This window comes from Pseudidiomarina taiwanensis (genome assembly GCF_003987435.1).
Classification (GTDB): domain Bacteria; phylum Pseudomonadota; class Gammaproteobacteria; order Enterobacterales; family Alteromonadaceae; genus Pseudidiomarina; species Pseudidiomarina taiwanensis.
On record NZ_PIQG01000001.1, the window covers coordinates 758,759 to 771,368 of the forward strand.

12 protein-coding genes and 1 pseudogene are annotated in these 12,610 nt (G+C 50.3%); 3 read left to right on the forward strand and 10 right to left on the reverse strand.

The genetic code is table 11. The features are described 5' to 3' along the window. Positions 1–29 precede the first annotated feature (29 nt). Positions 30–1,286: a serine hydroxymethyltransferase gene (gene glyA / locus CWI83_RS03695; RefSeq protein WP_126825835.1), complete on the reverse strand. Its 1,257-nt coding sequence runs from the start codon at positions 1,284–1,286 to the stop codon at positions 30–32. A 136-nt stretch (positions 1,287–1,422) separates the two neighbouring features. On the opposite strand from glyA, the gene ettA reads away from it, so the two are divergent. Next, on the forward strand, positions 1,423–3,090 hold the full coding sequence (gene ettA / locus CWI83_RS03700; RefSeq protein ID WP_126825838.1) for an energy-dependent translational throttle protein EttA: 1,668 nt from the start codon (positions 1,423–1,425) through the stop codon (positions 3,088–3,090). 13 nt (positions 3,091–3,103) lie between these two features. Here the strand turns inward: ettA and psrA are convergent, their stop codons facing one another. The 9 genes and pseudogenes from psrA to hemA all read right to left on the reverse strand — a co-directional run bounded on the left by psrA (position 3,104) and on the right by hemA (position 10,907). Further along, entirely contained in the window at positions 3,104–3,736 is a 633-nt protein-coding gene (gene psrA, locus CWI83_RS03705) for a TetR family transcriptional repressor PsrA (RefSeq protein WP_126825841.1), read from the reverse strand. Positions 3,737–3,815: 79 nt separating this feature from the next. Next, positions 3,816–4,664 carry a 3-deoxy-8-phosphooctulonate synthase gene (gene kdsA, locus CWI83_RS03710; protein WP_126825843.1) on the reverse strand — a complete coding sequence of 283 codons (849 nt, stop codon included), beginning with the start codon at positions 4,662–4,664 and terminating at the stop codon, positions 3,816–3,818. 13 nt (positions 4,665–4,677) lie between these two features. Continuing rightward, on the reverse strand, positions 4,678–5,925 hold the full coding sequence (locus CWI83_RS03715) for a DUF819 family protein (protein ID WP_126825846.1): 1,248 nt from the start codon (positions 5,923–5,925) through the stop codon (positions 4,678–4,680). A gap of 33 nt (positions 5,926–5,958) precedes the next feature. Continuing rightward, entirely contained in the window at positions 5,959–6,762 is an 804-nt protein-coding gene (locus CWI83_RS03720; protein WP_126825848.1) for a SirB1 family protein, read from the reverse strand. Between the two features lie 3 nt (positions 6,763–6,765). Next, positions 6,766–7,140: a SirB2 family protein gene (locus CWI83_RS03725; RefSeq protein ID WP_126825851.1), complete on the reverse strand. Its 375-nt coding sequence runs from the start codon at positions 7,138–7,140 to the stop codon at positions 6,766–6,768. Between the two features lie 57 nt (positions 7,141–7,197). After that, a pseudogene (locus tag CWI83_RS03730) lies at positions 7,198–7,713 on the reverse strand (response regulator); the annotation flags it as partial. A 3-nt stretch (positions 7,714–7,716) separates the two neighbouring features. Next, entirely contained in the window at positions 7,717–8,544 is an 828-nt protein-coding gene (prmC, locus tag CWI83_RS03735) for a peptide chain release factor N(5)-glutamine methyltransferase (RefSeq protein ID WP_157980357.1), read from the reverse strand. Then, complete coding sequence (gene prfA, locus CWI83_RS03740) at positions 8,541–9,632, reverse strand: peptide chain release factor 1 (RefSeq protein ID WP_420849380.1); 1,092 nt, start codon at positions 9,630–9,632, stop codon at positions 8,541–8,543. Before prfA ends, prmC begins: the two co-directional genes overlap by 4 nt. Before the next feature lie 12 nt (positions 9,633–9,644). After that, complete coding sequence (gene hemA / locus CWI83_RS03745) at positions 9,645–10,907, reverse strand: glutamyl-tRNA reductase (protein ID WP_126825857.1); 1,263 nt, start codon at positions 10,905–10,907, stop codon at positions 9,645–9,647. A gap of 122 nt (positions 10,908–11,029) precedes the next feature. Here hemA and lolB point away from each other — a divergent pair, with 122 nt between their 5' ends. Both lolB and ispE read left to right on the forward strand, forming a co-directional pair. After that, positions 11,030–11,704, forward strand: a complete 675-nt coding sequence (gene lolB, locus CWI83_RS03750) for a lipoprotein insertase outer membrane protein LolB (RefSeq protein ID WP_126825860.1) — start codon at positions 11,030–11,032, stop codon at positions 11,702–11,704. Then, positions 11,701–12,603, forward strand: a complete 903-nt coding sequence (gene ispE, locus CWI83_RS03755) for a 4-(cytidine 5'-diphospho)-2-C-methyl-D-erythritol kinase (protein ID WP_126825863.1) — start codon at positions 11,701–11,703, stop codon at positions 12,601–12,603. Before lolB ends, ispE begins: the two co-directional genes overlap by 4 nt. The last annotated feature ends 7 nt before the right edge of the window (positions 12,604–12,610 follow it).

Genomic DNA, 12,610 nt, shown 5'->3' on the forward strand with positions numbered 1-12,610 from the left:
TCTCCTATCCGATTCCAATCAAATCCAGCTTAACCGTACACTGGGAATTGCGCGCACAAGGCTTTCACTTGCTCACGCACACGCTCGACGACGCTTTCGTCGCCCATGTTATCCAGCACATCACAGATCCAGTTCGCCACCTGCTCTGCTTCCGCAACTTTAAAGCCACGGCGAGTAATTGCCGGTGTTCCTAAGCGCAGGCCCGAAGTCACAAACGGTGAGCGCGGATCATTTGGAACCGAATTCTTGTTGACTGTGATATAAGCACGTCCAAGTGCTGCGTCTGCGTCTTTACCGGTAATGTCTTTGTCGATTAAATCAACTAAGAACAAGTGATTTTGAGTACCACCCGAAACAATCGAGTAGCCACGCTCTTGCATCACTTTAACCATGGCATTGGCATTATCGAGTACTTGCTGCTGATACGCCTTAAAGCTTGGTTCCATGGCCTCTTTGAAGGCCACTGCTTTGGCGGCAATTACATGACACAACGGCCCACCTTGGCTGCCTGGGAAGACGCCACTGTTGAGCTTCTTGTGCAATTCTTCATCATCACGACCCGATAAAATCAAGCCTGAACGCGGGCCTGCCAACGTTTTGTGCGTTGTGGTGGTGACCACATCAGCATATGGCACTGGGTTCGGATACAAACCTGCGGCAACCAAACCGGCAACGTGCGCCATATCGACCAGTAAATACGCGCCAACTTCATCGGCAATTTCGCGGAATTTTGACCAGTCGACGACGCCTGAATAAGCAGAGAAACCAGCGACAATAAGTTTCGGTTTATGAGCACGCGCTAATTCTGCAACTTCAGCGTAATTGATTTCACCTGTGCGCTCGTCAAGCCCATATTGTACCGCGTTGTAAAGCTTCCCTGAGAAGTTTACCCCCGAACCATGGGTCAAATGACCACCGTCCGCCAAGCTCATCCCAAGCACGGTATCACCGGCTTTAAGGAGGGCCAAAAATACGGCTGAATTGGCTTGCGAACCAGCATGTGGCTGCACGTTGGCATATTTTGCGCCGAATAGTTGCTTGGCCCGTTCAATCGCCAAGTCTTCAACCTTATCAACAAACTCACAACCACCGTAGTAACGCTTATGTGGGTAGCCCTCTGCGTATTTATTGGTCAACTGCGAGCCCTGTGCTTCAAGCACGCGTGGACTGGTATAGTTCTCAGACGCGATCAATTCGATGTGCTCTTCTTGACGCGTCACCTCATCGGTCATCGCTTGCCACAATTCAGCATCGTAATCGGCAATGTTCATATCACGCTTTAACATCAGGGCTCCTAACTATTTCGAGGGGGGTTTAGGCATAATTTATGTGCGCTAGTTTACCAATATACTTGGGTTAGCGCCAACTTAAGGGTTAAAATAACTGCCAAGATCACCCAAGCTTTCAGGAGCAACCAAAAACATGGCTCAATATATCTATTCGATGTCACGCGTAAGTAAGGTCGTGCCACCGAAAAAAACCATTCTAAAAGATATTTCGCTATCGTTTTTTCCCGGCGCTAAAATCGGCGTGCTGGGCTTAAATGGTGCCGGTAAATCTACCCTTTTGCGGATTATGGCTGGGGTCGACAAGGAAATTGACGGTGAAGCCCGCCCACTCGCGGGGATTGAAATCGGCTACCTACCTCAGGAACCTCAGCTCGACGAGGGTAAAACCGTTCGCGAAGTGGTCGAAGAAGCCGTTAGCGAAGTTAAAGATGCGTTAGCAGAATTAGACCAAGTCTACGCAGCTTATGCGGATGAAAATGCTGACTTTGATGCCCTTGCGAAAAAACAAGGCGAACTTGAAGCCATTATTCAAGCCAAAGATGGTCACAACTTAGAGAATATCCTCGAGCGGGCAGCCGATGCCCTGCGCTTACCACCTTGGGATACGCCGATTAAGGTACTCTCAGGGGGAGAGCGTCGCCGGGTCGCCATTTGTCGCCTGTTACTTAGCAAGCCAGATATGTTGCTCCTTGATGAGCCAACCAACCACTTAGATGCTGAATCAGTCGCTTGGCTGGAACGCTTCTTACACGATTATGACGGCACTGTGGTCGCGATTACCCACGACCGTTACTTCCTCGACAATGTAGCTGGCTGGATTCTTGAACTTGACCGTGGCTACGGTATTCCATGGGAAGGTAACTACTCCTCTTGGTTGGAGCAAAAAGAAAAGCGCTTAGAGCAAGAAGAGCGCTCTGAAAAAGCCCGTCAGCGCAGCATCAAACAAGAGCTTGAGTGGGTTCGAAGCAATCCGAAGGGGCGCCAAGCCAAGAGTAAAGCGCGGATGGCCCGATTCGAAGAGCTGCAAAACAACGACTATCAAAAGCGTAATGAAACCAATGAGTTATTCATTCCACCGGGGCCACGCTTAGGGGACAAGGTGCTCGAAGTGAATCACTTGTCGAAAGCCTATGATGGCCGCACCCTGATCAACGATTTAAGTTTCACCCTACCTAAAGGTGCGATTGTCGGCATTATCGGTCCAAATGGTGCCGGTAAATCAACCCTATTCCGGATGATCACCGGCAAGGAGCAACCGGATTCTGGTAGCGTTGAGCTTGGTGAAACTGTCCAGCTCGCAAGTGTTGATCAGTTCCGCGATGATATGGTCGATAGCAACACCGTCTGGCAAGAAATTTCCGATGGTCAAGACATTCTCAAAATCGGTAATTTTGAAGTGAACAGCCGCGCTTACGTGGGCCGTTTCAACTTCCGTGGCAATGACCAGCAAAAACGTATTGGAGAGTTGTCTGGGGGTGAGCGCAACCGAGTTCACCTAGCTAAGCTGTTGAAAGCTGGCGGTAACTTGTTATTGCTCGATGAGCCGACCAACGACCTCGATGTTGAGACGCTGCGAGCTCTCGAAGAAGCGTTACTGGAATTCCCCGGTTCGGCCATGGTGATCTCGCACGACCGCTGGTTCCTCGACCGCGTTGCCACGCACATTCTCGATTATCGTGATGAGGGGCAAGTAAACTTCTACGAAGGAAACTACAGCGATTACGAAGAGTACATGAAGAAAACGTTTGGCGAGCAAGCGATGGAACCACATCGCACCCGCTACAAGCCAATCGGAGTTTAACTCAAATGCGGCCCTATAATGGGGCCGCATCCACTCCCCCAGCGAGGAATGGGATCAATCGGTCAACCACCTCATCGGCCGCTAGATGCTCGCCAAAATCAGCTGCTGCAATTTCTCGAAGCGCCGGCCCCGATACTTGGGTAAACACGGTCGCACCTAACACAAAATGCAACCGCCAGAACATATCAACCGGGCTCAGTTTAGGGTTTGCTTGATGCAATACCGCCATCAGTAACTGCACAATATCGCCATAATGCTCAAGAATGTAGCGGCGCAAATGCCCCTGAATTTCAGCATAAGCAAAGCCCAGTAGACTCATAAAAATAGTTGGCCCACCGCGACGGACTTGGCTGAGACTGCGGAGCGGCTCACGAAAACAATCGAACACCTCGCGCGTACTAAGTTGTGGACGCACCTGCACGGCACTGAGCTGATTTGCCAGCGCCGGCATAAACACCTCAAGATAACGTGCCATCACCGCTTGGATAAGGGATTTTTTAGAACCAAAATGGTAGTTCACTGAAGCCAAGTTGACATCGGCAGCAGTGGTAATTTGGCGCAGCGAAGTTTGCTCATAACCATGCTCGGCAAACAACAGCTCAGCTGCGTTTAAGATTTTATCTTTGGTGCTGATACGCTTTGCCATAATCGGCACACCTTCTCTCGTACTAAATTTTAAACATGCGTTTTAATCTATAGTATGAAAGAAGGTGGTGCAAGCCCGATTAATCATGAGCCGTATCAAGTGCAGGGAAAGCTTTCACCAATTGATCAACGGCTTGCATTTGGGCAAGGTAAGGCTCGAGTTTGCTCAGTGGCAAGGCACATGGGCCATCGCATTTGGCTTGATCTGGATTTGGATGCGCTTCAATAAACAGTCCAGCCAGCCCCAAGGCCATACCTGAGCGCGCTAATACTGCCGCTTGTGCACGCCGACCATCAGCAGAATCAGCACGTCCACCTGGGCGCTGGAGCGCGTGGGTCGCATCAAAAATGACCGGGGCCATATTGCGCATTTCGTCCATGCCAAGCATATCCACAACCAAATTGTTGTAGCCAAAGCAGCTACCGCGCTCGCACAAGATAATTTGCTCGTTGCCCGCTTCGGCAAATTTATTAATGATATGGCGCATTTCATGTGGCGCAAGAAATTGAGGCTTCTTCACATTAATCACTGCACCAGTTTTCGCCATCGCCACCACAAGATCCGTTTGCCGCGCAAGAAATGCTGGCAATTGAATCACATCAGCGACTTCAGCAACCGCTGCAGCTTGCTCTGGCTCATGCACATCGGTAATTACAGGAATTTGAAACTGCGCTTTAATTTCGGCAAAGATTTCTAAGCCAGCATCGAGCCCTGGGCCACGATACGAATGCATTGAAGAGCGGTTCGCCTTATCAAATGAAGCCTTGAACACATATGGGATCCCGAGTTTGTTGGTGACTTCGACATAGTGCTCAGCAATGCGCAGGGCTAAATCTCGCGATTCCAGCACATTCATCCCACCAAATAACACGAATGGCAGTTGGTTACCGACCTTTACACCATTGATATCAATCACTTGGGTATTCATTCGCACCTCGCGATTAAGCTACAGCCAAGGCCCGCAGGACCTGACCACAAAAATAAGCCACATAAGTTCCCACCGCGTAACCGAGCACGGCTAAAAGAACTCCTACCGATGCCAATGACGGATGAAATGCGGAGGCAACAACCGGGGCCGATGCGGCACCGCCGACGTTGGCCTGACTGCTCACCGCCATATAGAAAGTCGGCGCTTTGATAAGACGAGCAACCAACAGAATCAAACCCGCATGAATTGCCATCCAAATCGCCCCAATTAGGAAGTATTTAGGGACCTCAGCAATCGCTGTGATATCCATCGATAAACCGATGCTTGCGACCAAGAAATAAATGAACACCGAACCAATCTTCGACGCACCAGCGCCCTCTAATTTGCGCGCAGGCGTAAACGACAGCGCGATCCCAATCGCAGTCGCCACCAAAATCACCCATAAAAACTTCGAGTCGAGACTCATTTCTTTTAACGCAGGATAATTCGCACCAATGTATGGCGCCAAAATATCAGCCGCTAGATGACCGGCTGCCGCCGCCCCAAACGCGACCGCTAAAATTAAAATATAATCAGCAACTTTCGGCTCGCGGCGGTGCATGGCTTCGTAATCTTCAACCCGCTTACGGATGTCATCGATAGCACTGACATCCGCGCCGATGCGCGCATCAATCTTGCGGCTGTTACCCGCCATAAACAACAACACCGCCATCCAAATGTTAGCGATGATGATATCGACCGTGACCATGGCTGAGAAAATATCATTGCCTACTTCGTAGGTTTCTTTCATCGCCAGTTGGTTAGCGCCGCCACCAATCCAGCTGCCAGCAATGGTGGTCATGCCACGCCATACGGCATCAGGACCGTCCACGCCAAGCATTTCAGGGAAAATAGCCGAAACAGCTAACAGTGCAATCGGGCCACCAATTAAAATTCCCAGCGTCCCGACAAAGAATAAGAGCACAATGCGCCAGCCCAATTTGCCGATAGCCTTGAGATCAAGACTCAGGGTCAATAACACCAAACATGCTGGCAGCAAGTAGGTTTTCACCACCTTAGCTAGGCCTGAGCTTTCGCCGTGCACAATATCAAAGGTGTTTAATAACGATGGAATGAAGTAACACAGTAATAAGGCCGGGACAAAAGTATAAAATTTCTGCCAAAACGGCTTTTCACTCTGTTGGGTATAAAAAATGGCACCGAGGATAAGTGCAAGGATGCCAAGCACGATCCCCTCGTTGGTAATTAGTGGCGTCTCCACAGTTGCTCCTTATCGTTATTATACTGTGCTTATTTAATGCAAAATCGGTTGTGGCGCGGCCCAAGTTTCCAGTTGCAAGCGCAATAACTGGGCACTTGGATCATCCGGGCACTGCTCGACAAAGTATTGATAATCATCAACCGCAGCCTGAGGACAATCAAGCTCCTCCAACACATAACCGCGATCACGAATCTCATACGGGTCGTTGGGGAGTAATGTCAGTAACATATGTACCGTCGTTAACGCATTGGCAAAAGCGCGGTCTTGGATAAAAGCATGCTTTAAATCAGTTAAATAGCGCACCAAAATCGTCTTCTGCTCGGCACCAACTAACAGCTCCCAAGCAAAATCATGACCGTCATCGGTCAGTTCAGAAAAGCGCTCGCGCACTTGTTCGTTCTCGAGCAAGCGACCGTTACAGGGATCAATAAAATAGCTGCGCTGATCGTCATCACAACGCAATAATGGATAACCTGGAAAGTCGACTAACTCGGCTTGCAGCCCTGCATAGGCCAAGGCTTCTTGCAGCAATACCGCCATCGCAATCGGCAAACCAGTGCGATAGCTTATCACTCGATCGAGTAAAATACGCTTTGCGCTCAAATGGCTTTCCGGAGCCTCGCTGAAGCCGAGTTCACGGTAAAAGGCGCGACAAATTGCGGTAAGTTTTTCATGCTCGGTTTGCCCACGATGGTGTTCAGCAAGCTCCCGAATCAGTTGATAATACTCCCCCACATAGGCATCACTGTCGCCATGAAAGGTACGACTGATTTCCCACAAAATTTCGATGGTCGGGAGAATTTCTCGTTCAACATGTTCGAGATATGAAAACCGCATAGATTACCCAATAAGTGCCTGTTTACTGTAGGCGACGTGCAACAGTGCCAGAATGAAAAGCATGGCACCGGCAAAGCCGATGGCACGACCTTGCGTTGTGGTTGCTTTCATCGCCACGATACCAAATCCAATATAACCAAGTAGCCCGACTGTCTTGTTTGCCAACCAAGCTGTAGTCCATGGCCATTGGCCAAGTTGAACTAATAGCCCTACGATACTCAGCAATAACAAAGTGTCGATAATATGGGGGACAACTTTAACCCACTTCTTTTGTGCCCAGCTTGAGCCAATAGCATGCCAAGCAAATCGAATCACAAATAATATCACACTTAAGCCAACGAGAGTGACATGCAGATGTTTATAAGCTTCATATGGCATCAGAGATTATCCTTGTTTGAGTTGTTGTAATTGTTGTTTAAGCTCTGCGACTTCAGCTTCAGCACGCTGCCGAGCCTGATCGACTTCAATAATATCGCGGTACGAACGAAGCGCCGACATCACGCAGGTGAATAATTTTTGCGCGGTCAGTTCCGTCTTCGATTTATAATCATTGATATCGTAATTTAAGACCACCGCTCGCTCTGGGGCATGCCCTGGCTGACCGGTTCGCAAGACAATGCGGGTGAAGCGATTATGCGCGTGCTGACGGATATAATTCACCACCTGCAAACCTGCATCATCGGTCTCCATCACCACATCGAGTAAGACAATCGCCACATCGGGATTGGCATCAATTGCCGCTTCCGCTTCAGCCCGTGAGTGCGCCGAGATAAATTCAATACCGCGCCCTTCGAACACCATTTCCATCAGCGCCAGACGCGTGACTGCGTGCACTTCAGGCTCATCGTCAACAATTAGAATTTTCCAGCCCGGCTGCGAAGCTTTGGCGGGCTTTAACTCAGCATCCTGTTCATCTGCGAACAAAAAATCAGAATCATGCTCTGAGCTCATACGCTACCCCTTCCGTGCCCCAGTTATGCGCTCTAGATTAGCATAATCAGTCCAAGTTTGAATCTCTTGATAAGCATGCTGACGAAGCACCTGCTGCACCACTGCGGCCTGCTCATAACCGTGTTCAAACAGCAACCAGCCGGTCGGTTTAAGGTAAGCCAGCGCGTTCGTACTAATCTGCTTGATATCAGCGAGCCCCTGATCGGGTGCGATTAATGCAGAATGGGGTTCAAAGCGGACATCGCCTTGCTGCAAATGAGGATCATCAGCGGCGATATAAGGAGGATTTGAGACAATCAGGTCAAACAGCTCGGTGCCGACATTTTGAAACCAATCGCTGACTTTAAAGTCGACCTCTAACTGCAAGTTATCGGCATTCGCTTGTGCCAGCGCAATCGCCGCTTGCTGCTTATCCACTGCGCAGATATGCCAATCAGGTCGCTCACTTTTAAGCGCCAGTGCAATGGCTCCAGTGCCAGTGCCAAGGTCGAGTACGCGCGCGCGCTCTGGTAGCGCTAACTCAAGCGCTATTTCCACTAGCCGTTCAGTCTCTGGGCGCGGAATAAGTGTGCTCTCATTACAACGCAAAGCTAGCGACCAGAACTCTCGTTGACCTAAAATGTAAGCTATCGGTTGGCCTTGCTCACGGCGCTGTAATAGGACCTCAAACTGGTCTTGTTGCGCTTGGCTAAGCTCTCGCTCAGGCCACGTATAAAGATAACTGCGCGGCTTCTGCAAGACCTCAGCCAACAACACTTCAGCGTCAAGGCGTGGAGTCTCTGAAGCGGTCAACCGCATCACTGCAGCTGCGAGCAGTTGGCTAATGGTCACTGTTGCTCGGCCAAGGCCGCCAATTGGTCTGCTTGATGCTCTTGTAAAATGGGATCGAGGATCAAATCAAGATCGCCATTTAACACTTCATCAAGCCGGTACAGGGTTAAGTTGATGCGATGATCACTGACGCGCCCCTGCGGGTAGTTATAAGTGCGGATCCGTTCTGAACGGTCACCACTGCCTACTAGCGAGCGGCGGGTACTTTGTTCCTCTTGCCGCCGCTTTTCTTCTTCTGCTTGCTGTAACCGTGCTTGCAACACAGACATCGCCTTGGCGCGGTTCTTGTGCTGCGAACGCTCATCCTGACACTCCACCACAAATCCACTTGGGATGTGGGTAATCCGAATCGCTGAATCAGTCCGGTTAACGTGCTGTCCACCTGCCCCTGAGGCACGGAAGGTGTCGACTCGGAGGTCAGCAGGATTAATTTCAATCGCTTCCGCTTCAGGCACTTCGGGCAGAATCGCGACAGTACAAGCTGAAGTATGCACACGGCCTTGCGACTCAGTTTCAGGAACCCGCTGCACCCGATGACCACCGGATTCGAACTTCATCCGGCCATAGGCACCATCACCCGATAAATGCGCAATCACTTCTTTATAGCCACCATGTTCACCCTCGTTGGCACTGACAATGCTGACTTTCCAGCCATTGCGCTCGGCATAGCGACTATACATACGGAATAAATCGCCCGCGAAGATACCTGCTTCATCGCCACCGGCGCCGGCCCGGATTTCGATGTAGCACGGATGGTCATCATTCGGATCGCGGGGTAACAATAACACTTGCAGTTGCTGCTCAAGCTCCGCCAATTGTTGCTGCGCTTCAGCCAGCTCTAATTGCGCCATTTCGCGCAGTTCCGCATCATCCTCGCTCAGCATTTCTTGCGCGCCTGCTTCATCCTGCTGCGCTTTTTGATAGGCCGTAAAACACTTCACAACTTCTTCTAATTGTGAATACTCGCGCCCCAAACTACGGAATCGATCTTGATCTGAGATAACCCCGGGGTCACTCATTAAGTGTTGCACTTCTTCATAACGATCGAGCAGGCTCTCGAGCTTTTGCACAATAGATGGATTCAACATACCAGTAAGAACCTATTCAGAATTGTTTTCATCGAAAACTAAAAGTTGTTGGAAGATCTCAAGTACCGCCTGATCGCCGCGAGTACTCGCTGATCTCAATACTCGAGTAGGCTGATGCAGGAATTTCTTGGTCAGCCGCTGGCTTAATTCAGCAACCACCTCAGTGGCCGCTTTGCCAGCTTGTAATTGTGCCAAGGCCCGCTGTAGTTCAAGTTCAGCGTATTGCTCATGGCTAATCCGAAAATCACGCAGCAAATCGACATGGACCAACCCTTGCAGCCAGCCACAAAATTCTTCGCTATGTTTAGCAATGATCAGTTGTGCTTCTGCTGCAGCACTTTCGCGGTTTTTAATATTTTCACTGATGATGCCCTGCAAATCATCAACTGTGTACAAATAGGCATCATTTAAGTCGTTAACCTGTGCTTCAATATCGCGCGGTACGGCGAGATCGATCAACAGCATGGGCTGATAACGCCGTTGTTTCAGAGCATTTTCAACCCCACCTTTACCGATAATCGGCAAAGTTGCGGCGGTCGAGCTGATCACAATATCTGCTTGTGGCAACAAATCAGGCAACTCGCCAAGTGTATGCGCATCGCCATTAAATTTCCGTGCGACTGTGGCTGCTCGCTCTAAAGTCCGATTGGCCACGCGTAATTGGCGCACGCCCTGTTCGGTAAGATGTTGCGCAACCAACTCAGCGGTATCCCCCGCTCCAACCAACAACACTTGCGCTGTGGCGAGGTCAGGAAAGATTTGTTTCGCCAGATTCACCCCGGCATAAGCCACCGAAACCGCATTTTCACCCACGCCAGTTTCACTACGAACGATTTTAGCGACCCGAAAGGTTGCCTGAAACAAACGCTCAAGGACCCGGGCCACACTGCTTTGATTTTTGGCAAACTGATAGGCCTGTTTTACCTGGCCGAGAATTTGCGGCTCACCGAGGACCAGCGAGTCGAGTCCGCTCGCGACAGCCATGAGATGGTTCACGGCCTCTTGGGCTTGATAAAAGTAACAATGCTGTTGCAGTTGGCTCGGATCCACCCCGTGAAATTCAGCCAACCAAACCAGCAAACGCTCTGCTGCAATGTCACCATAACCATAAATCTCGGTGCGGTTACAGGTCGAAACAATCACCGCTTCGGCCACGCCTGCTACCTCACGCACAGCCGGCAGCGCCTGATGCAACTGCTCTGGACTGAAGGCAACTTGTTCGCGCAATGCAATCGACGCGGTTTTATGGTTAACACCGAGGGCAAAAATGGTCATAATAAAGCGTAAGTGAAGTGTCCTTCGCACGTGCAAATTGCCGCTAATTGTACGTTAAAGCCTAGGGGATGAAAAGCGACACTAAGCGACCTTTTGGCGGTCATTGCAACTAAGGTAACCGAATGAGAACTATTGTAATCGCGGGGCTTGCGCTGTTTTTAGTGGGGTGTGCCGTGCGTCCTTCGACAGAATCGATCGTAGCAATCGATAACAACGGTGGCAGCATAACCGTCGACGCGGACACCTTAGCCGCCATCGAATCACAACAGCAGTTACTCAGTGGTCTCACCCAGTGGCGAATGCGCGGCCAAATTGCCGTGTTTAATCTAGTCGAAGATGAGCGCCAAGCAGTTTACCTCGATTGGCAAAGTAGCCCAGAACAACTTGAAGTGCGCTTCACTCACCCCTTACAAGGCACGCTCGCACGCATCATCGAAACCCCAAATTTCGCAGAACTGATTGATGAAGACGGCAACAGTTATCAAGCGGCCGATGCCAGCACACTGCTCGCTCAATATTTGAATGTGAACGTGCCGTTTAGTTTATTTAACGACTTACTTCTCGGTCGCCGGCTAACAGGCATGCGCGAGCAAAGCTACCTGATCAGTAGTCATCAAGCGCAAACCTACGGCTTGTTGCATCGCTACACCATGCGCGCCAATGGGGCTGAATGGGACGGCTTGCTGCGTCGCTACGAATGGCAAGGTGAACGGGTGTTTTTGCCGCAACAGTTGGAGCTATCCAGTCAGGCCTGGCGGATTAAATTACGGGTAACCGATTGGGATCTCCGCTCATGACCAAGCCTGTTTTAAGTTTATCCGCACCAGCAAAACTCAACTTGTTTTTGCATATCGTCGGGCGCCGTGCCGATGGCTATCATGAGTTAGAGACACTGTTCCAATTTATCGATTTAACGGATGAACTCAGGTTTAGCTTGCGGGATGATCAGCAGCTTACCCTGCAGTGCTCGGATGCAGAATTAAATCAAGCAGATAATTTAGTGTTACGCGCCGCTCATTTACTTCGCGACTATGCACTGCATCACCCGCTGCCTCGAGTCCAAAAACACCTTCGCGGCATCCATATTGATTTGCAGAAAAACATTCCGCACGGCGGTGGCTTGGGTGGTGGCTCTTCTGATGCCGCGACCACCTTGCTGGCTTTAAAACAACTTTGGCAAATTCCAATCAGCTCGCAAGAATTACTGGATCTGGGCGCCCGACTGGGCGCTGACGTCCCGATCTTTTTGCATGGTCATGCCGCCTTTGCCCAGGGGATTGGTGAAAAGCTAACCCCAGCTGCACCGGAAGAACTCTGGTATCTGGTTATACATCCGGCAGTTGCTGTGAGCACTCAGAGTATCTTTCAACACCCTGACTTACCTCGAGCAACCACGCCGCTCAATTGGCCCCACTGGACTTGGCGCAATACTCAAAATAACTGTGAAGCATTGGTACGACGACTGTACCCCGAAGTTGCCAAGGCCTTAGACTGGTTGCTACAATACGCACCAGCACGACTGACCGGTACCGGCTCCTGTCTTTTTGGCCGTTTCACCAGTCACGAAAAAGCCCTCAGGATACTGCAAAAATTGCCAAATAACTGGCGCGGTTATGTTGTCAAAGGGCTAAATGAATCCCCGGTCTGTGCGCAATTGCGCCAGGCTTCTCTTTCAAACCGAACGATACAAAGTTGAGGTTTAG